This window comes from uncultured Fluviicola sp. (assembly GCF_902168135.1).
Classification (GTDB): Bacteria; Bacteroidota; Bacteroidia; order Flavobacteriales_D; family Crocinitomicaceae; genus Fluviicola.
Genome location: NZ_CABHOL010000024.1, coordinates 209,503 through 230,793, shown reverse-complemented (window position 1 = coordinate 230,793; position 21,291 = coordinate 209,503). Strand labels below are relative to the sequence as shown.

Here is a 21,291-nt window from a genome sequence, read left to right as displayed (position 1 = left end):
TCAAAAGAGTTCAAAGACGTTCAAAAATTTTCAAGTGTTTTAGCGGTTCTATTTGAACATTTGAACATTTGAACATTTGAACATTTGAACATTTGAACATTTAATCTTTTAAACGTTTTGAACTATCGGTTGTTATTTTCATTTTAACAATTTTAACGTTCAACTTGCAGATACCTATTAACTTTGCAGCATGAAACAAAAAGAAGATTTCATTAATGTACGGAGATTGATCCAAAGCAAGAATCCGCGTTTAATCAAATGGATTCCGGGATTCATTATCCGTTATTTAGAGCGGATTCTTCACCAGGAGGAAATCAATCATTTCCTGAATACACACGACACTAAAAACCAGGATTTTTGCAGGGATGTACTGGCTGAAATCGGTGTTTCTTACTCTATTTCAGGTATAGAAAACATTCCGAAAACAGGAAAGTGCGTCATTGTTATGAACCATCCGCTCGGAGGAATGGATGCCATGGCATTGGTCGACGGATTGCGCCATCACCGCACAGATATCAAATTCATTGTTAATGATCTGCTTTTGAACCTGGAACCATTGAAGGACATCTTTGTGGGAATCAATAAACATGGAAAGACAAAAAGCAGTTCCCTGCTTCAGGTCAACACCTTATTTTCATCAGATCAGCTGGTTTGTGTATTCCCTGCCGGATTGGTGAGCCGTAAGAAAAAAGGAGTCGTGAAAGACCTGGAATGGAAAAAAGCATTTGTAAAACAAGCCCGGATCAATGACCAAATTATTATTCCGGTGCATATTGACGGAGAATTGTCTAACTTTTTTTACCGTTTGGCAAATTTTCGTAAATTTCTCGGTATAAAAGCAAATATAGAAATGCTTTACCTGGCTGATGAAATGTTCCGTCAAAAGGGTAAACACATCCAATTTACAGTTGGAAAACCCATTGAAGCCAAAACATTAGATACAAAAATTTCAGACGTGGAATGGGCCGAATGGTTCAGAAATCACGTCTATACATTGAACTAAAACACATGAAGCCAATAATACCTGCTGTTGACAAAGAGCTTATCAAAAAAGAACTTGCTGAAGTTGGTCTGATAAGAACTACCCGCAAAGGTGATAATGAGATCTATTTCGTGAATTGTCACACAGCACCCAATATTGTCCGTGAAATCGGACGTCTGCGTGAAGTAACTTTTCGTTTTGCCGGAGGCGGTACAGGCGAAGAGTTAGACCTGGATGAATACGATACCGATGAAATCTGTTACAATCAATTGATCGTATGGGATCCGGAAGATGAAGTAATCATTGGCGGGTACCGGTTCATTTTATGTAAGGACGCCATTGATGAGCACGGAGAGATCCATTTGTCGACCACCCATTATTTTGACTTTAGCGAACGCTTCATTAAGGAATATATGCCAACGACCTGTGAATTGGGGCGCAGCTGGGTTCATCCGGATTATCAACCGGCACAAAACCCGCGAAAAGGCTTATTTGCACTGGACAATATCTGGGATGGCCTGGGAGCTTTGACCATCACTTATCCGGAGATGAAGTATTTCTTCGGTAAAGTAACTATGTACCCGAATTATAACCGGGAAGCTCGTGATTTTCTCTTACATTTCATGCATCATTATTTTCCGGATACCGAAAAGCTGATGGTACCATATCACCCTTTAAAGACGGAGTACGACACCACCTTTGTGGAAGAACAATTGAAAGGACTGGATTTCAAAGACGGGTTCAAAGTACTGAATTCTTTTGTTCGTAAGCATGGCGAAAACGTTCCTCCCCTGGTGAATATTTACATGCACCTTTCTCCAACGATGAAAACCTTTGGAACAGCTGTAAACCCTGATTTCGGGAATGTGGAGGAGACAGGTATTTTGGTAACGATTGCTGATGTTTACCAGGATAAAAAGGAACGCCATTTAACTTATTGAAAAGATGAATCACGAATTTGCCCGCTGCTTTACAAAAGATTTGGATTCTTTAGCGAAGGAAATAGCACTTTGTGAAGAAGAAACACTTTGGATTGTCCTTCCAGGAATCACCAATTCCATCGGGAATCTGACGCAGCACCTGATCGGGAACCTGAACCACTTTATCGGTGCAACGTTGGGAGAAACGGGATACGTTCGTAACCGCGATGCAGAGTTTTCAGAGCGCTATCTTTCCAAACAGGAAATGATCGGTAAGCTGACAGAAACAGCCGAAATGCTGGATAAAGTGATTGATTTGCTGACAGAAGAAGACTTTCAAAAGAAATACCCGCTTGAGCCTTACGGTTATCCAATGACGACAGGACACATGATTATGAAGTTAGCAAGCCATTTGGGATATCATTTGGGGCAGATCAATTATTTGAGGAGAATCACACAAGGTTGACTTCGACTTCGCTCAGTCACCTTCTGATAGTTATTAAAACAATGACATACAGTTACTTTGAGTTCTTGAATCGAATTTAATTTGAAAAGGTCGTTGAGCGGAGTCGAAACGCACTTTTCAAATCAGGTAGGTTTCCCCGTCTTCCACCACGCTTACATTTTCAAAAACCGCTGAAGCTTCTTCCAGGTGTTTCAACCCGTTTTCATAGCGTGCACTCAGGTGTCCGAGCAACAACTTCCCGACTTCTGCCTGTTTGGCAATTGTAGCAGCCTGCTGAGCTGTTGTATGGAAGGTTTGCTGCGCACGATCTAGTTTATCCTGTAAAAAGGTCGCTTCGTGGTACAGCACATTAACATTCCTGACGTAATCAACAATGCGTTCATCAAAGATCGTATCCGAACAGTAAGCGTAAGATTTGCTTGATTTCGCAGGATAAGTATATTCTTCGGAATAAATCATTTCCCCAGACTCCAGTTCCACATCCAATCCTTGTTTCAGTTTCGGAATAAGCGTTAAGGACAAGCCGGCTTCCTCAAAGCGTTCGGCATTCAGTTTTCGTTCTTTCGGCTTTTCCTTAATCAGGAAACCATTCGTCGGAATGCGGTGACTCAAAGGAAATGTCCAGATCTCAATCATCCTGTCTTCAAAAAGCAGGCGGTGTTCTTTTCCATTGAGATGAACGAAATGAAGATCGAATCCCAGCTTTGCTCCGCCAACCTCAAGCTGCAGACGGATAATTTGTTCCAATTCCTGCGGACCGTAAATAGTCAGTCCTTTATCTCTTCCAAGCAGGTGCAGTGAGCTCAAAAGCCCTACCAATCCGAAGAAATGATCTCCGTGAAGATGAGAAATTAAGATGTGATTGATTTTCTGAATATGCACATGGTATTTGCGTAGCTGGACCTGTGTGCCTTCCCCGCAATCTATCAGGATATGGCGGTCATTGCAATAAACGTATTGTGAAGTTGGATTCCTGTTTGAAGTTGGCAAAGCAGCGCCTGAACCTAATATGGTTACTTCAAAGTTCATAGGCTAAATCAGGACTGATTTCGCTTCAGCCAGTGTTTCGGAAATATTCAATACCTTATCCAATTGAGCAATACGGATCATTTTTGCAACATTTTCCTGCAATCCGCACAAAATAAATTGTCCGTTAGTGTCTTTACACAAACGATTAGCAGTCAGAACAGCAGACAAGCCGGAAGAATCACAATATCTTGTTTTGGAAAGATCTAAAATAATGCAGTTTACCCCGTTTTTACTTAGAAGAAGTAATTCACTTTTCAGATCAGGAGCATTAGAAGCATCCAGTTTTTCAACAGATGACTGAATGACAGTAAAGTTTGTATCTTGTGCAATAATAAAATTCATGTTGCCACAGTGTTTATCAAATGTAACAAAATATTCTTTCACAGCCCCCTGAAAACGAAAAGACTTTAGCGTCCGATCTTTGCAGCCAGCAAATAAATCACCGCCATTCGCACAGCTACACCATTCTCAACTTGCTGAAGAATAATGGATTGCTTCGAGTCAGCTACATCAGAAGTAATTTCCACACCGCGGTTGATAGGTCCGGGATGCATCACAATAATTTCTTTATCCAGGCTGTCGAGGATTTCTTTATTCAGACCGTACTGCATGGAATATTCTCTCAAACTCGGGAAGTACTGAATGTCCTGTCTTTCCAATTGAATGCGCAGCATATTTGCTACATCGCACCATTCCAAAGCCCTTCTGAGATTGTGTTCTACCTGAATTCCTAAAGTATGAATGTATTTCGGGATCAGGGTTGTTGGTCCGCAAACCATCACCTCTGCACCCAATTTTTGAAGTGTATAAATATTGGATAAAGCTACGCGAGAATGCAGGATATCACCTACAATCACCACTTTTTTTCCTTCCACAGATCCCAATCTCTCACGAATAGAAAAGGCATCCAGCAAACCCTGCGTTGGGTGTTCGTGCGTTCCGTCACCGGCGTTAATCACACAGGTATTGGTTCTCTCGGACAGGAATTTTGCTGCTCCCGGGTTCGGATGACGCATGACGACCATATCCACTTTCATGGAAAGGATATTGTTCACCGTATCAATCAATGTTTCCCCTTTTTTTACGGAACTGGAACTTGCAGAAAAGTTCACTACATCTGCAGAAAGTCTTTTTTCAGCTAATTCGAAAGAAAGCCTTGTTCTGGTAGAGTTCTCAAAAAACAGGTTGGCTATCGTAATATCTCGAAGAGAAGGAACTTTTTTGATCGGTCGATTAATAACTTCCTTAAAACTATCTGCAGTTTTAAAGATCAATTCGATATCCTGACGAGTCAAGTCTCGAATTCCAACTAAATGATCAACACTTAAATGCTCCATTATTCGGGTGTATACAATACAATTTTATCTTTTCCTTCACTGCTCTTCCACTCTACAGTTACACGCTCGGAATCCAGCGTATCTACAGCTTTCCCAACATAATCTGCCTGGATAGGCAAATCGCGCTGGAATCTTCGGTCGATCAGCACCATCAATTCAACACGAAGCGGTCGTCCGAAAGCCATTAAGGCATCCAATCCCGAACGGATAGTCCGTCCGGTGTAAAGCACATCATCGATTAAGACCACGTTCTTTCCTTCAATTGTAAAATCGATGTTGGTAGTGCTAGGGATCAAAGGTTTTTCTCTTCTCCGGAAATCATCCCGGTAAAAAGTAATATCCAGCTGACCGCAGGTAACCTTTTCTCCCCTTACGTTTTCCAGGATTTCTTTCAGCCTTTCAAGCACAAAAATCCCTCTCGGCTGCAAGCCGATTAGTACGGTATTTGAGAAATCGTCGTGATTTTCGATTAATTGATAAGCAAGACGGTTCATGGTTAACTGAACCTGCTGTTCATCTAAAATGACTTGCTTTTCCATTGAGACAAATTTAGCAAAAGGATTCGATTCATCAATCTTTTTTTCGATTTTCTGCATTCGAACTAAATCGTTTTTTAATGGTTGCTGCCGATTTGAAAAGATTAAAAATCAATTTTTTACCGTTCAATCAATAAAGTAAATATTTTACTCTTTTTTTATTGATTTAAAAAAAACTTAATGTACTTTTGAACACAGGATCGAAAGAATTTTCACATTTTTCTATTTTGATATTTAATTTGGAATTTTGGATGTCGGAAGATATTTACTTTTTCATAGGGTTGGTTATTGGTTATAAATTTTGAAACGTAAATCCGGCATCTGAATTCCTTATTATCCCCCTTTCCGCTTGGTTTTATATCCTTCTTTTGTCAACAATTCAATGACTTTATCACGAAAAGATCCCTGGATGATAATTTCACCGTCTTTCGCAGTTCCTCCTACACCGCATTTTGACTTCAGCATTTTTCCCAATTCTTTCAGGTCATTGTCACTGCCGACAAATCCTTCGATCAGGGTTACTTCTTTTCCGGCACGTTGTTTCTTGTCCAATGACACATAAAGCAATTGCTTAGAGGGTTCAAGTGTTTCAGCTTCTTCGTTTTCTTGGAAATCATAGGAGAAATCCGGGTTGGTAGAATAAACAATGTTCACCCGTTCTTTGTTATTTTTTTTGCTCATTTGTACTTTTCAATTAATGTTGCTTTAATATCATCTGTCAGCAGATAATCCGGAGATTTTTCCAGTGCAGATCGAATTCCCTTCGGAGATCGAACATCGTAAATTACAACCTCTTTTCCAAGCGATTTTACAGCAGTCACATCTGATATTGCAATCTCGGAATTCCTGAAAGCGGCACCGTCAGAAATGGTCTTATCCGGATAACTCAAAAACTGACTCGCATTTACCGCGTTGTAATAAACAAAGTAACCAAGTCCTTTGATTGTTGGTACAAATCTCCTCGAATTAGTCACAATTGCCAGATCTCCGTTGTAAAAATACTGCTTTGCCTGTTTCAATGCATCAATTACCGAAGCAGAATCCAAAACTCCCGTTTCAGTTCCGTCTGATTCTTTCAGGTCCAATACAAGACGAACTCCTTTCAGATCAGCAGGCAGGTCTAATAATCGGATCACCCGCTCCTTTTCCAGCGAATGGTATTTCAACCCTGACAAATAACTATCTTCTTTTTGAGGAATAAATCCGGATCCGGTTGATTCTACACTTAATTCAGGGTCATGAAATAACCACGGTGTACCGTCGAGTGATACTTGTACATCCACCTCTACCATCAACACCTTTTCGAAACTGCGGGCATACCTGTAAGCTTCAAGACTGTTGTCGTGATAATTACTGCCGGAAATATGAAGTCCGGCACAAGCATGTCCGCCGATGCTGGTATCCGGATACAGGTCTTTGTGTTTCTTACACGAAACAAGAAACAGGACAACAATTCCAATGACCCCTCTAAAACTCATGATAATACCCGATTTCTACAAAATAATTCCATAGGAAGAACTGATTCTTTCTTCCGTTGTAAGCGTCGTATTTCCACTCGATAGCCGGCCCTATTCCTCCCGTAAATGCAACCCGGTTCCGGAGTCCAATATCCAGGCGGCATCCGAGAAAACTTTCCGTCAAGTGAATAAACGGATGCTTTTGGGGGATTTTGGTACTTAAAAACGAGTAAGAGAGTCGAATTACCGGGGAAATGACAATCCAGTCAATAAGTTTGGAGCGGTATGAAATATCGTAACCGATACTTGGTTTGGGTTGTCCCTGAAGGATGGTATTGGTTATTCCGAATCCAATAAATACTTCGTGTGCCAGTTTTTTTTTGATGAACTGACCCCGGACATGGAAAAAGAAATCCTGTGGATGGTATTGAAAATCCACCCCGGCCGCATATACTGCAGAATCCTGTGCTTTTCCGTAGAAAGGAATAACCACTAACAACCACAAAGCAAGTTTTCCGAACATGCTTCAAAAATAACCGAATGCTTCAGCTAAAACTAAAGTTTTGGGCACTTTTTACAGTGGTATCCTTTTCTTTTATATTTTTTGCAGCAATCTTTCTTTTTATCGCAAGAGCAGTTACTGCAAGTGAACAGAGGTAAAATAGGTTGCTGAGAGGAAACTTCTTTTTTAACCATCTTTATTTAGACTAATTCCAGACAAAGATAAACGGAGAAATTGGAATATCAAGAATTGTTAGTAATTATTTTGACTTTAACAGTTCAAAGGTTCCAAAGTTCAGAGGGTTCAAAAGTTTCAATAATTGAACATTTTAACTTTTTGAACATTTGAACCTCCATTATTTAGAAAACAACTGATGCGCCAGTCGGAAAACATACATGTGTGCATTCACAATGTCTCTTACATCCTTGCTGTAGCCACCGCCCATGCTGCATACAACCGGAATATTCCGTTCCCTGGCAATATTCAGTACAAACTCATCCCTGGAGCGAATTCCATTTTGAGTAACTTTTAATTTCCCCAGTTTATCGGTTTCCAAAATATCGACACCACACTGATAGAACATGAAATCCGGATCAAACGATTCAACGACAGCTGTCAACTCCTGCCTTAAAATGGTTAAATAAGTTTTATCGTCCAGGGAAGTTTCCAAATGAACGTCTTTATCTGATTTTTCTTTGTGAATGGGATAATTAGCACCACCGTGCATACTAAAGGTAAATACCTCCTGAACCTGTTGAAAAATTTCTGCTGTTCCGTTTCCCTGGTGAACATCCAGGTCTACAATCAGGATCCGCTTAAACAATTTTTTATTCAGAAGCCATTGAGCTGCAATTGCCTGGTCGTTTAACAAACAAAAACCTTCTCCCCTGTTTGTAAATGCATGGTGCGTTCCACCTGCAATATTTAAGGCCACGCCTCCGTTCGCAACCATTTCTGCACACAGCCTGGTACCTTCCATGATTCTCAATTCCCGGTTGATCAGGTCATTCGTATGCACAAATCCACTGACGCGCTGTTCTCTTGGTGTACACTCCAGCTTGAGTAATTTATTCAAATATTCTTCCGAATGGGTTTGGCGGACAATATCCAGGTCTATCAAAGCGGGACTTAAAAATTCTGTTTCTTCCAGTATTCCTTCGTATTGAATTTGCTGATACAGCAATCCGTATTTCTCCATTGGAAAACGATGTGTGCTTGGAACAGAATGAATGTAAGAAGGATGATACGCTACGAAAAAGGACATGATATTACTACGCTCTTTCTACATCGGTAGAAATCGTAAAGAGCATTAATTCGTCGTTTACAGGAATAAATTGATAATTCAGCAGACTTTTGGACTTCATTCTCATGGTGATAAAGCCAAGCCCAGCACCTCCTTTGTCTGAAATCAATCCGTTGTTTAGCGTTTCCAGGTAAAATTCTTTGACTTCTTCTTCGCTCATTTTGTTCAAACGATCCAGGTAAGAAGACAATTTTTCCTTTTCGGAAATTTCTGTGAGATTCCCCAATGCTATCCGATAAGCCTGATTATTGAAAGCAACGATAATGAGCGCCTGCTGTTCGTGGTCCCATTTTCTGCCATGGATCAGAATATTTTGCAACCCTTCGATCAAGATTGAAAAAACACGTTTCACCAATGGTTTTTTATCTCCTGCAGAAATCATGAAATCCTCGGTGGTGAGTGTGAAACTATTCACTAAATCCTGGTTTAACGGACCGAAGTGAGCTACCTGAACAGAATTGAAATGCGCATCTTTAACATCTTGAATCCAAGAGGCCAATATCATTTTGGGTTCTATGTGAAGCGTACCAGGTTGCATCAACTGTTAATAGTCCGTAAATATAGCAAAGCAAAAAAGAACTTATCTTAATCAATGAGCAAATGAACATTTCCCTGCCACATTTTACCATCCGCAGTTATTAATTGGTAGAAATAAACGCCATCATCCAATTTTTCGCCTGTAATATCAATACCTCCCCAATTATTTTTATAGTTGTCCGATTCAAATACTACGTTCCCCCAACGGTTCTGAATAACTAGTTTCGAATTCGGTTTCAAATTCGTAATATAGAATTCATCATTTACATGATCTCCGTTAGCAGTTACGATGTTCGGAATTTTGAGCTCTCCCAAAATCTCGAAAGGTTTTGTTATCGAGTCGATACAACCGTCAACCGTTTCTATAACCAATGTCATATTATAAGTTGTTTCTTCCATCGAGTTGAATGTTGCGGAAGAACCCGTACCGATCAAACCAACTCCTGAAACGGTCCAGCTGTAACTTTGGAAGGGACCTCCAGAACTTGTGTTGGTGAACGTAATTACTTCTCCCGGAGATGCAACCGGATTTGAAATGGAGAAGTCTGCACCCGGAGAAGGATCCGAACCTACCACTACCAGTGCTCCACTCGTCACACAGCCATTTACATCTAATACAGACAAGGTGTACATTCCCGCATCCAGGTTTGAAATATCCAATGAAGTTAAAGAAGTACCATCCCAAGTATATACAAACGGGCCGTTTCCTGTAACCTGGATCCCTGTAATAGAACCATTATTCCCCAAACAAGTTTCGTTCATAACAATCATTGATCCCAAATCAATTACCGGCGGAGGAACAACTCCTACAAAGAAGTTTTCTGTTGCCTGGCAACCGGCATTATCGGTAACTGTCAAAGTATAATTTCCTGTAGTCAGATTAGATGCATCCAGGGTATTTTGAGCCGGAGAGCTATTCCAGGAATAAGAATAGGGCGCCGTTCCACCTGAAACGGTTACTCCCGCAACTGATCCGGAACCAACTGCACAATTGTCGTTTGAAATCACTGCATTATTTGTTTCTATAGTAAGACCGGAGGTCGTCGGAACTGTAAATGTTTCCTGAACTGAACAGTTTTGATCATCTGTGATAGTAATCGTATAATTTCCTGCCGCCAAACCACCGATACTTAAAGTTGTCTGACCATTCGGTGCCCATGAAACAGTCGGGCTTACACCTCCCACTATCTGTAATCCGTGAATTGCACCGGTATTTCCGGTACATCCGGTTGGAGTAATCAACAAGGAACTTTGATCAAGGCTCAGCGGAATAACAGCGTTTACCGTAAAAGGTCCTCCGCTCACTGTACAACCTGCTCCGTTCGAAACCACCACGTTATATACTCCTGGTGATAACCCTGTCTGATTTAAAGTCGCACTTGGCACACCATTCCAGGTATAGGTTAATGTTCCTGTTCCAGTTGTTGTTAATCCGGAAATCGTTCCGTCATTTAAAGCACATGTTTCGTGTGTTGCCAAAGCATTTGCGGTATTTAATGTCAGTGAATTGGAAGCCCCGATTGATAAAGGACCGACTGTTGCCGTACAATTATTTGCGTCTGTTACAACCAGGGTGTAGTTACCGGATGCGAGTCCGTTTTGGTCCGGAGTCGGTGAACTAACCCCATTCCATTCATAGGTCAAGCCGGTTCCACTTGCGGTAATTCCTGTAATGCTTCCGTTGTTCAACCCACAAGTAGTTCCTGTAACGACCATATTGGTGGTATTAACAGAAGGGCCCGGAGACAAACCTACAGTGAAAGGACCTGCAACAGCATTACATCCGAATGCATCAGAAACCAACAAACCATATGTTCCGCCCGGAATATTCGTATGGTCTAAAGAAGGACTAACCGCCAGATTCCAATTGTAAGTCAATGTTCCTGTTCCGGTCGCTGTTATGCCTGTTATCGCTCCGTCATTTCCGGCGCAGGTTTCATCCGAAATGACCATACTTGCCGTATTAATTACCGGACCTGCAATATCGTTTACGGTAAACGGACCTGCATTTGCAAGACATCCCAGGTTATCTGTAACCTGCAAAGTGTAATTTCCTGCCGGGATATTCGTGAGATTCAATGTAGCGTATGCTCCTGAATTCCAATTGTAAGTGTAAGCCGGCTGTCCGCCTGAAACACTTAATCCTGAAATTGCTCCGTTCGATTGTCCGCAGTGTGCATCTGTAATTGAAACGGAAGCTGCATTAATCACAGGAGCGCTTGATGCTCCTATTGTAATTGGTCCGGCAGCAGCTGTACACCCGATATTGTCTGTGACCACCAAATCGTAATTCCCGCCCGGTAAACCTGTAATATCTAAAGTAGCATAAGCTCCCGCATTCCAGTTATAGGTCAAACCTGTTCCGGTTGCAGTAATTCCTACGATGCTTCCGTTGTTCAATCCGCAGGTAGTTCCGGTCACAACCATGTTAGTAGTATTCACTACAGGTCCCGGATTTTGACCAACGTTAATTGGTCCAAGAGAAGCTGTACAGCCGTTATTATCTGTAACTACCAGGTTGTAATTCCCGGCATTCAAACCTGTAATATCCAATGTTGAATAAGCGCCTGAATTCCAATTATAAGTTAAACCTGTTCCGGTTGCAGTAATTCCGGTGATTGAGCCGCCTCCACCCAAACAGGAAGCGTTCGTAACCAGCATGTTAGTAGAATTAATTGAAGGACCGCCAGTACCGTTAATTGTATAAGGTCCGGAAGTTGCCGTACAACCGATACCATCGGTTACTAATACCGTATAAGATCCGGCTGCTGCATTGCTTAAATTCATTCCCGGAGTTGTAACACCATTCCAGGTAATTGTGACAGTCGGTGTTCCACCGGAAGTTGTTAAACCGGTAATAGAGCCTCCCGTAGAACAGGTTGCATCCGTTACAACAGCTGTTCCTGAAATAGTTGGTCCGCCTACAGTAACCGTTACAGGAACTCTGAATGTTCCGTTCGGACAAAATCCGACATAATAAGTTGTTGTTGCTGCTAAAACCGGTGTCGTGAAAGTCAACCCTGTCCCAACAGAAGTATTTCCGGTATAGGAAGTATACCAGGTGATATTTGCATTGGTGATTGGAGCAGGTAAAGTTCCCTGAACCGTCACCGATAAATTTGCTGTATTTCCGCTGCAGATAGATGCGTTGTTTGCGATTAGGTTATAAAATGGCTGAGTAATAGAACTCACACCAGATGCACCGTTAGTGGCACCATTCGGAGGAAAGTTTGCAACAATATTTGTTGTTCCAACAGTAGTTACCGTACCATTTAATCCTCCGGAAACATTTTGAACCGGAGAACCGGAAGTGTAGGCAATCATACCGCCGCCGCCGCCGCCGCCCGGACCATCAGCTTCTACTCCTGATGCTAATGCACCGAAAGACAAGGCATTATTTCCGCCATTTCCTCCAGTTGCACTCAATGTCAAAGTTGCAGGAAGTGCTGTTCCATTTGAAATGATGATCGCACCACCTCCACCGGCACCACCAGCTCCGTCAACTCCTAACTTAGCGTTAGAAAAACTTCCCGGATTCGGTGCATTTGATGGATTCGAATTTTGCCCATTTGCACCGTTTGCTTCAATAATTCCGGTTCCTGTAATACTTCCATAAGATTGCAAAAAGACAATTCCTCCGCCGGCTCCGCCACTTCCTCCCTGGTTATTATCCATTTCACCTGCGCCGCCGCCGCCGCCCATGAATACACGGGTTACGTCATATGTTAAGGGATGTCCTCCCAATCCACCTTCTTTTCTTCTGCTATCAGCCTGCCATGCTGAATTATTAGGCCCAACAGTTGCTTCATTCTGATTGTTTTGTGCACCGGAATATCCACCTCTTCCTCCTCCTGAACTATTCGCTGATAAAGACTCTAAAGCATAAAAGGCTGCATAAGTCGGATTTAAAACCCCAGTTCCTGTATAAGTTCCTGTTCCAACGTTGGCTCCACCACCACCGCCCGCATTTTTGTAATTTCCGCCGCCGCCGCCATTGGCAGCTGCTCCCATTCCATATCTTGAATAGTGATTAACTGTTAATTCGCCAGTAGCAGTCGCAGCACCTCCGATTCCCTCTCCTTTTTCAGCCCCTTCTGAAGCTGCAGAATATCCGGGTTTTCCCACATCAGCTGCATTTCCAGGCCCATTAGAAGTATTGTCAACAGCACCTCCTCTAAATCCATAACCGGAAGCAATGACTCTCGAATTTGTTCCAAAACTCATGATTCCATTTACTTCCAAAGCAACAATACCGCCTGTGGCTCCATCCCAACCACCTGGTGCAACTGTTGTTCCGTTCCAATACCCCGGAATGATCGTGGCATTTGCATTAAGAGTCAAATTTCCAAACCTGGGGACACGAACAACCTGAACATGACCAGATGATGTATATGCGTTTTTTAAGGCACATCTTACATTAATTGTTGTTGCATTTGGAACGGAAAGTACTTCTGCATATTCGTATTTACCGGAATTATTGTAGTTGGTAACGGTTCCGAATTCTGCACGATAATTATTAAAATCACCTGCATTCATTGCTTCGTTTGAAACCGTATAATTTCCTCCCCAATTGAAAGTTGGTGTGATATTAATATTCAGATCTGCTCCCTGCATTTGAATGATTAAAATCAAATCGCCTGCCCCAAGCGGAGTTGTAAGGTTTGTAGCATTGGTCAAAGCACTCGAAGCTACTGTTAATGAAGTTGCTCCCGCACTGATATTGGCTGTCACATTTGTGTAAGCATTCAAAACTGTTCCGGCTGCTGTGACCGTATAATCACCATTCTTAGCTTTCTGGCTGAATAAAGAAGTGGTTATTAAGAGTAGTAATATGGAGAGTATAACAGGCCTCATGGTGTTAATTTTTGAGTAACTAGTTCCTTTAAGAGACGCCAAATTATACAAAAGGTTGTAATTTTTGTTATATTTTTTTAGATATTTCCTTCATAATATAACTCACTGCCGGGCATACTTCCATATTCTTTCTGGTCAACGGTAAAATCTGGTACATATTCTTCCGGTCGGTGTGAGGATATTCCCTGCAAGCCAAAGGTCTGTCTTCGTATACGGAACAATAGTTGTCATCTCCCAAAAACGGGCATGGAGCTGTTTGAAGCACATAATCCTGGTCTTCATCTATTTTTAAATACGCATCTATGAATTTGCTTTCAGACATGCGCATGCGTTTCGATAAGCGCTTGATATCCACATCTCTAAAAATAGGACTGGTAGTTTTACAACAATTTGCGCACTCCAAACAATCGATTTTCCGAAACGCTTCGTTGTGTAAAGTATGGAATTGTTCATCCAAGGTGCGGTTATTAGCCTTTTTAGCCTTCTTGATCCATTTGGTATAAAATTCCTTCTCCGCCTTTCCGTAATCGGTTAGTTCTTTCAAATTCATCTGACAAAATTAATAGAAACAGATGCCGAATTCTAAAGTATTGTTTTAATTTTAGTCCGGGAACTTATGAAAAAATTTGATTTGGTTATTATAGGCGGTGGTCCGGCTGGTTATGCAGCAGCGATGCGCGCAATCGATTACGGAAAGCGTGTTTGCCTGATTGAAAAAGACCGTGTTGGAGGTGCCGGCGTTTATAACGGGGCATTGTCGTCGAAAACCTTGTGGGAAATTTCCCAAAAAATTGCTTCGGTAAATGATACTATCGGAGGTAAAGGAAGAGAGAAGTTTTACCTTTCCTGGCAAGATGTTGATGCAACGGTGGACGAGGCTGTTTTTGAACGTAAATTCCAGTATTCCTGCCATTTAAAGTTACTTCAAACAGAAACCATGGACAAACTGCTGACCTATGAACGGGGAACAGCCAGTTTTATCAATGATCACGAAATAGAAATCGTCCAGCATGACGGAGACCGCTCTGTGGTTTACGGGGAAAACATTATTATCGCAAGTGGAAGTCGCCCACGCAAAATGAAGGACGTAAACGTTGACGAAAAAACTATTTTAACCAGCGACGGTATCGAAAATCTCTCGGATTACCCCAAAAGTCTTGTAATTGTCGGAGCCGGAGTTATCGGTTGTGAATACGCTACGATCTTCTCCAACTTCGGGAAAACAAAAGTATACCTGATTGATCGTGCCGACCGCATTCTCCCGTTTGAAGACACGGATATTTCAACAATCGTCAGCGAGAACCTGGAAGAAAAAGGAGTAACAATCCACCATAATGCACAATTGGAACGCCTGGAAAACCTGGGTAACGAGGTAGAATATGAATTAAGCTACCCGGATGGATCCCGGGAAGTGATCCGCGTTGAAAAAGCACTCCTTTCCATCGGACGCGTTCCCAATATTGAAAACCTTAAAATTGAAAATGCAGGTGTTTTAATGTCGAAACGCGGACTGCACATCGGAGATGATGATACGGTAACCAACGTTCCGCACATCTACGCCGTTGGCGATGTCTCCGGACGAATTGCCCTGGTAAATATGGGGGAAATCGAAGCGCGCCATGCGGTTGAAAGAGCTTTCGGAACGATCCGTGAGCGCCTGAGCTATGATAACGTATGCACTATCATGTTCCTCCAGCCGGAAGTGGCCGCAGTAGGAATTAACGAAGCTCAATGCATTGAAAAGAATATTCCTGTAAAAGTTGTCAAGATTGATTACTCCGTCATTGCACGTGCAATTGCTATGCGAAAAACCGAAGGATTCTTCAAGATTATTGTTACCAACGATAGTGAAATGAAAGTCCTTGGGATGCGCGCCGTAGGAGAACATGCTTCGACCGCTATCCAAACAATCGGATTAATCATGAAACTCGGGCTTCCGATCCACGTGATTGCAGAATTGGTTCATCCGCATCCTTCCATTGCAGAAGGAATCCAGGAATGTGTGAGAATGCTCTTAAACCGTTCCTTGTTTAAATCTTCGGTATTCAAAGACAAATTGGCTTGCTACTCCCTGGTTGACGGCGTGAAAACACCTTTGGAACGATTATAAAACAGTAGGCATGCGATTAATCACATGCCTACTGTTTTATACATTAATATTACTTTCCTTTCAATTCCATCGCCTTCAGGGTATTGATCATCAAAGATGCAATGGTCATCGGTCCTACTCCACCCGGTACAGGCGTGATTGCTGAAGTTTTCGGAGCTACTTCCTTGAAGTCGACGTCACCTGCCAATCTCCAGCCTCTTTCTCTCGATGCGTCTTCAATGCGCGTTGTTCCTACGTCGATTACCACCGCTCCTTCTTTTACCATGTCAGCAGTAATAAACCCGGGAATTCCGACTGCAGCAACCAAAATATCCGCCTGAGAGCAGATTTCTTTGATATTTTCTGATTTGGAGTGAACCAATGTAACGGTACAATTTCCGGGATCTGTATTCTTCCCGAGAAGCAAACTCAAAGGTGTTCCTACGATATTACTTCTTCCTACCACTACACAATTCTTTCCGGCGGTCTGAATTTTATAACGGCGCATCAATTCCACAATTCCTGCAGGTGTAGCAGGAACGAATCCCGGAATATTCAGCATCATATTCCCTACGTTGATCGGATGAAAACCATCCACATCTTTTTTCGGATCAATGGATAAAGTTACCTTCATTTCATCAATGTGAGCAGGAAGCGGAAGCTGTACAATGTATCCGTCAATGCTTTTATCCTCATTCAGAGTCTGGATCTTCTTCAAAAGCGTTTCTTCCGTAATAGAATCATCGTAACGGATTAAGGTGCTTTCAAAACCAATCTCTTCACATGCTTTCAATTTGTTATTGACATAAGTAACTGAACCTCCGTCTCTTCCGACAAGAATTGCTGCCAAATGCGGAATTTTCTTTCCTGCCGCTTTACGTTCGGAAACCTGAACTGCCAGTTCCTTTTTGATGATTTCGGAAACATCCTTACCACTTAATATCTGCATGTTGAAAAGTTTTGTGCAAATATACGGCTTACATCGATTTAGTAGGCGATAAATTTTGATTGAAAATAAGCTGGATTGTGAAATTTTATCAACAATAATTGATTTAACAATGAAATAATCACACAAAACCCCATTTTAATCAACGAGATTGGGGGTTTAATCAAAGACTTATTTTGAAATCCAACTATTTGGAATCGGGGTCGTCTTTAAAGAAGAAACGACAAAAACAAAATGTCATGGAAAACAAACTCGCTAAAAAACGCTTTATTCAGACCTCTGCAATTCAGCAAATTAATGAAGCTACCATTGTTTTGAGGCATTTTATTGAATTAAGTGCAAAATTGCTGCCTTTTTTCAATGAATTATCTAAAAAGAGCGCCCTGCTTCCACATGAGCTGAGTGACCGCAATAAGATTATTGAAGTTTACCGGAGCTACGGGTTCGATACAAGCACTTCGGAAATACTAATGGAGTCTGATATTTTAGAGATCATTCAACAAACATTCCGATCGATTGAAAAACGCCGGCCGGGAAAAGACTCCGATTCGGACAAATTGATGGCTATTTTCCAAAATAAGCACCATGAGCTGGTTCGGAATTGGAGACTTACGGACACGAATTGAATTATCAATTATCAAGAGTTGAAATTATCAAGGGTGTCCAACTTGATAATTGTGCAATTAATCGTTGATAATTAATCCCTGATCCAACCGTAAATCCATGTATTGGAGAAATTCGCCGGATTGATCACCCTATTTTCTTCTATTACGGGAGCGCCATGCATAATCACAAACCTCCATTTTCCCTTTTCTGCCAAAACTGAATAGGCTGTCGAATCTGCATAAGTGGTAATGATATTCTTTTTAGATCTTCCGGGCCATGCTGATTCGGTGATTTCTTCGGGTGACCAGTAAAGTGTGGTTTTAGATTCGGTGAAGTAAAATTTCCCGGTGAAAGTTGACTTCTCCGGAAAAAACTTACCCAGCATCCCTCTGTCCCTACCCAGGAAATAACGTTTTACCAAAGTCATTTTATGGTCGATCAATCTCAGGCGGTTTAGATTATGCGAAGCATTTTCACAACAAGGATATTGATGATGGTACAGGAGGATCTCCCGGGTGTTCGGATGAATTTTGTAAGCCAATAAATGTCCCATTTCGTTGTAAATGGAAACAGGTTTTCCTTTGATAGTCGTAAAGATCTGCAGCCGTTCTTTTTCTCTTTCTTCCGTAGGATATCCGTTGAAAACTAGCTCCGGAACCTTGTCATTATTCAGGTCAATTAACTGATACAAAGAAGCAAATTGCTTGTAATAGTTTACAAACAAAGCCTCCGGATCATAAGCTAAAGTACCGATATGGTCGATCATATCATTCATGAACAAGAACTCTACCATCTTAGCTTTTAAAGCTTCATTTCTTACCTGGATTTTAGAAAAATCAGTTTCAGGATTGGCAATGAAGATCTTTGCGTCGACGCGTGTCATTTCTACGTAACTGAATCCGGTTAGGTAAAAACCAAAAAGCAATAAGGCTGTTAATTTCAATTTCATTACTCAAATATAAAAAATATGACCAAAAACCAGTAGGGGTGCGATTAATCGCACCCCTACTTTGTTTAATATATGAAAGCAGTGCTTTCTCTTATTTTTTAGCAGCTTTCGTTTTCCCTTTTTCAATGGAAATCTTCAGGGCTGTATTTGCTTCATCAATATCCAACACAATTGCGTCTCCTTCGTGCAGATTTGCTTTGATAATCTCTTCTGCCAGCGGATCTTCAATGTATTTTTGAATCGCTCTTTTCAACGGTCTGGCACCGAACTTCTCATCATATCCTTTGTCTACAATGAAATCTTTCGCTTTTTCAGTCATGGAAGCATGGTAGCCCAATGCAGCGATGCGATCGAACAATTTCACCAATTCCAGATCGATGATCTTGTGAATACTTTCTCTTGTTAATGAGTGGAAAATGATCATATCATCGATACGGTTCAGGAATTCCGGTGCGAATGCTTTTCTCAATGCGTTCTGGATAACCGTTTTCGCATTCTCATCGCGCTGATCGGTTTGGGATTTTGTACCAAAACCAACCCCTGTTCCAAAATCAGCCAACTGACGTGCTCCAATGTTTGAAGTCATAATCAAAATCGTGTTCTTGAAGTCGATCTTACGACCCAGACCATCAGTCATGTGTCCGTCATCCAGCGCCTGCAATAGCAAGTTGAATACATCCGGGTGTGCTTTCTCAATCTCATCCAGCAAAATGATGGAGTAAGGCTTTCGTCTTACTTTCTCCGTCAATTGACCACCTTCTTCGTAACCAACGTATCCCGGAGGCGCTCCGACTAATCGGGAGATAGAGAATTTCTCCATGTATTCCGACATATCTATTCGGATCAATGCATCTTCCGTATCGAATAAGTATTTCGCCAATACTTTCGCTAATTGCGTTTTACCCACACCGGTTGGTCCTAAGAAGAAGAACGAACCGATCGGCTTGTTCGGATCCTTCAATCCTGCTCTGTTTCGCTGAATAGCTTTTACTACCTTTTCAACAGCTTCATCCTGACCAATTACTTTCCCCTGAAGTTCATCAGCCATGGTAGCCAATTTACCCATTTCGGTTTGAGCAACACGTGTTACAGGAATTCCACACATCATGGAAACCACTTCAGCAACATCTTCTTCAGTCACAACAACTCGTTTTGCTTTGGAATCTTCTTCCCAACGCTTTTTCGCCTCTTCCAAACGGTCCTGAAGCTTGCGCTCAGAATCACGTAATTCAGCTGCTTTTTCGTATTGCTGAGATTTAATTACTTCGTTCTTTTGATCTTTCAGCTCTTCAATTTCCTGTTCGATATCGATGATATCCTGCGGAACATTGATGTTCGTGATGTGCACGCGTGAACCTACTTCATCCAAAGCATCAATAGCCTTATCCGGCAAATGACGGTCTGTGATATAACGTTCTGTCAATTTCACACATGCAGCAAGTGCTTCGTCCGTGTAAGTCACCATGTGATGATCTTCGTAACGTTCCTTAATGTTGTTCAGGATCTGGATTGTTTCCTCGATACTCGTAGGTTCGATCAATACTTTTTGGAAGCGGCGCTCCAAAGCCCCATCCTTCTCGATGTATTGCCTGTACTCATCCAATGTCGTTGCACCGATTGCCTGCATTTCTCCACGGGCCAAAGCCGGCTTGAACATGTTGGAAGCATCCAGTGACCCACTTGCGCCTCCTGCACCGATAATCGTGTGAATCTCATCAATAAACAAGATAATATCCGGATTCTTCTCGATCTCAGACATTACAGCCTTCATTCTTTCTTCGAACTGACCGCGGTATTTTGTTCCCGCAACCATTGAAGCCAGATCCAATGAAATAATGCGTTTATTAAAGAGAACGCGGGAAACTTTTCGCTGCACGATTCGCAATGCCAATCCTTCGGCGATAGCACTTTTCCCTACTCCGGGTTCTCCGATCAAAATCGGGTTATTTTTCTTTCTGCGTGATAGGATTTGAGACACTCGCTCAATTTCTTTTTCACGTCCAACAATTGGGTCCAGTTTTCCTGCTTCTGCCATTTTCGTAAGGTCACGCCCGAAATTATCTAAAACAGGAGTTTTAGACTTAGGGTCGCTTGCTTTGCGCTGGCTTGCTCCAAATGTTTGATCATCGTCTTCCGAAGAAGACATTTCTGCTCTTGGTAATTTATTTTCGTCGACCATATTCTCTAATTCCTCGTGAACTGTATTATAATTTACTCCGTAGCGGTTTAGCACCCTGCAAACTACGGAATCTTCATCCTTTAGCATCGAAAGTAACAAATGTTCGGTTCCAATCATAGGACTCTTGAACAATTTAGCTTCCAAATACGTAATTTTTAACAAACGTTCTGCTTGTTTTACCAGAGGGATATTCGCACCGACAGGCGAATTCGATTTAGATGCCTCCAGTAATGGTTTTTCTAATTCTGCTTTTAACTTTTGTAGATCCAGGTTGAATCCGGTCAGGATCCGCACAGCGTTCCCCTCTCCTTCACGCAAGATTCCAAGCAAGAAATGTTCTACCCCAATAAAGTCGTTCCCCAAACGCAATGCTTCTTCTCGACTAAAGCTGAGTACGTCTTTTACCCGGGGTGAAAATTTCGCTTCCATAACTCTCTTAATTTAAGATTCAGGTACAACAAGTGCACCATACAAATATACAAACACATTAAATGTTAATAAGTACCTCGAAATAGCATTTTTTCACCACTTTTTGTTAGTAAAAATCCTTTTACCCCTCTTTTTCGCAGCTATAAAAATACTAATTTCGGAACTTGCTT

The 21,291-nt window shown here is 41.7% G+C and carries 19 protein-coding genes; 5 read left to right on the top strand and 14 right to left on the bottom strand.

Features of this window, described 5'->3' with window-relative positions:
* The first annotated feature begins 190 nt into the window (after positions 1–190).
* The 3 genes from QZT69_RS10415 to QZT69_RS10405 are packed head-to-tail and all read left to right on the top strand — an operon-like array spanning position 191 to position 2,368.
* Positions 191–1,003 carry a 1-acyl-sn-glycerol-3-phosphate acyltransferase gene (locus tag QZT69_RS10415; RefSeq protein WP_294673788.1) on the top strand — a complete coding sequence of 271 codons (813 nt, stop codon included), beginning with the start codon at positions 191–193 and terminating at the stop codon, positions 1,001–1,003.
* 5 nt (positions 1,004–1,008) lie between these two features.
* Positions 1,009–1,923 carry a GNAT family N-acetyltransferase gene (locus QZT69_RS10410; RefSeq protein WP_294673785.1) on the top strand — a complete coding sequence of 305 codons (915 nt, stop codon included), beginning with the start codon at positions 1,009–1,011 and terminating at the stop codon, positions 1,921–1,923.
* A 4-nt stretch (positions 1,924–1,927) separates the two neighbouring features.
* Positions 1,928–2,368 (top strand): DUF1572 family protein, encoded by a 441-nt coding sequence (locus QZT69_RS10405; protein ID WP_294673783.1) that lies wholly within the window; start codon positions 1,928–1,930, stop codon positions 2,366–2,368.
* Between the two features lie 117 nt (positions 2,369–2,485).
* Here QZT69_RS10405 and QZT69_RS10400 read toward each other — a convergent pair whose 3' ends face one another.
* The 11 genes from QZT69_RS10400 to QZT69_RS10350 form a co-directional block, all read right to left on the bottom strand.
* Complete coding sequence (locus QZT69_RS10400; protein WP_294673781.1) at positions 2,486–3,397, bottom strand: ribonuclease Z; 912 nt, start codon at positions 3,395–3,397, stop codon at positions 2,486–2,488.
* A gap of 3 nt (positions 3,398–3,400) precedes the next feature.
* Positions 3,401–3,739 (bottom strand): STAS domain-containing protein, encoded by a 339-nt coding sequence (locus QZT69_RS10395; RefSeq protein ID WP_294673778.1) that lies wholly within the window; start codon positions 3,737–3,739, stop codon positions 3,401–3,403.
* A 65-nt stretch (positions 3,740–3,804) separates the two neighbouring features.
* Positions 3,805–4,734, bottom strand: coding sequence for an aspartate carbamoyltransferase catalytic subunit (locus tag QZT69_RS10390; RefSeq protein ID WP_294673776.1), 930 nt, complete (start codon positions 4,732–4,734; stop codon positions 3,805–3,807).
* Positions 4,734–5,273, bottom strand: coding sequence for a bifunctional pyr operon transcriptional regulator/uracil phosphoribosyltransferase PyrR (pyrR, locus tag QZT69_RS10385; protein ID WP_294673773.1), 540 nt, complete (start codon positions 5,271–5,273; stop codon positions 4,734–4,736). The genes QZT69_RS10390 and pyrR overlap by 1 nt, the downstream gene beginning before the upstream one ends.
* 330 nt (positions 5,274–5,603) lie before the next feature.
* Complete coding sequence (locus QZT69_RS10380; RefSeq protein ID WP_294673771.1) at positions 5,604–5,951, bottom strand: translation initiation factor; 348 nt, start codon at positions 5,949–5,951, stop codon at positions 5,604–5,606.
* Positions 5,948–6,748 (bottom strand): glycerophosphodiester phosphodiesterase family protein, encoded by an 801-nt coding sequence (locus tag QZT69_RS10375; protein WP_294673769.1) that lies wholly within the window; start codon positions 6,746–6,748, stop codon positions 5,948–5,950. The genes QZT69_RS10380 and QZT69_RS10375 overlap by 4 nt, the downstream gene beginning before the upstream one ends.
* Complete coding sequence (locus QZT69_RS10370) at positions 6,738–7,250, bottom strand: hypothetical protein (RefSeq protein ID WP_294673767.1); 513 nt, start codon at positions 7,248–7,250, stop codon at positions 6,738–6,740. Before QZT69_RS10370 ends, QZT69_RS10375 begins: the two co-directional genes overlap by 11 nt.
* A 334-nt stretch (positions 7,251–7,584) precedes the next feature.
* Complete coding sequence (locus tag QZT69_RS10365) at positions 7,585–8,493, bottom strand: histone deacetylase (RefSeq protein WP_294673765.1); 909 nt, start codon at positions 8,491–8,493, stop codon at positions 7,585–7,587.
* Between the two features lie 7 nt (positions 8,494–8,500).
* Positions 8,501–9,037: a DUF6272 family protein gene (locus QZT69_RS10360; RefSeq protein ID WP_294673764.1), complete on the bottom strand. Its 537-nt coding sequence runs from the start codon at positions 9,035–9,037 to the stop codon at positions 8,501–8,503.
* Between the two features lie 80 nt (positions 9,038–9,117).
* Positions 9,118–13,923: a gliding motility-associated C-terminal domain-containing protein gene (locus tag QZT69_RS10355; RefSeq protein ID WP_294673762.1), complete on the bottom strand. Its 4,806-nt coding sequence runs from the start codon at positions 13,921–13,923 to the stop codon at positions 9,118–9,120.
* A gap of 67 nt (positions 13,924–13,990) precedes the next feature.
* Entirely contained in the window at positions 13,991–14,473 is a 483-nt protein-coding gene (locus QZT69_RS10350; protein ID WP_294673760.1) for a YkgJ family cysteine cluster protein, read from the bottom strand.
* A gap of 66 nt (positions 14,474–14,539) precedes the next feature.
* On the opposite strand from QZT69_RS10350, the gene QZT69_RS10345 reads away from it, so the two are divergent.
* Positions 14,540–16,033: an NAD(P)/FAD-dependent oxidoreductase gene (locus QZT69_RS10345; protein ID WP_294673758.1), complete on the top strand. Its 1,494-nt coding sequence runs from the start codon at positions 14,540–14,542 to the stop codon at positions 16,031–16,033.
* A gap of 49 nt (positions 16,034–16,082) precedes the next feature.
* Here the strand turns inward: QZT69_RS10345 and QZT69_RS10340 are convergent, their stop codons facing one another.
* A complete protein-coding gene (locus QZT69_RS10340; protein WP_294673757.1) occupies positions 16,083–16,961 on the bottom strand; it encodes a bifunctional 5,10-methylenetetrahydrofolate dehydrogenase/5,10-methenyltetrahydrofolate cyclohydrolase in 879 nt (292 codons plus the stop codon).
* A gap of 236 nt (positions 16,962–17,197) precedes the next feature.
* Here QZT69_RS10340 and QZT69_RS10335 point away from each other — a divergent pair, with 236 nt between their 5' ends.
* Positions 17,198–17,584: a hypothetical protein gene (locus tag QZT69_RS10335; protein ID WP_294673756.1), complete on the top strand. Its 387-nt coding sequence runs from the start codon at positions 17,198–17,200 to the stop codon at positions 17,582–17,584.
* Between the two features lie 71 nt (positions 17,585–17,655).
* Here the strand turns inward: QZT69_RS10335 and QZT69_RS10330 are convergent, their stop codons facing one another.
* Together QZT69_RS10330 and QZT69_RS10325 are read right to left on the bottom strand one after the other, a co-directional pair.
* Complete coding sequence (locus tag QZT69_RS10330; protein ID WP_294673755.1) at positions 17,656–18,513, bottom strand: hypothetical protein; 858 nt, start codon at positions 18,511–18,513, stop codon at positions 17,656–17,658.
* 91 nt (positions 18,514–18,604) lie between these two features.
* Positions 18,605–21,121, bottom strand: a complete 2,517-nt coding sequence (locus QZT69_RS10325; RefSeq protein ID WP_294673753.1) for an ATP-dependent Clp protease ATP-binding subunit — start codon at positions 21,119–21,121, stop codon at positions 18,605–18,607.
* Positions 21,122–21,291: the final 170 nt, after the last annotated feature.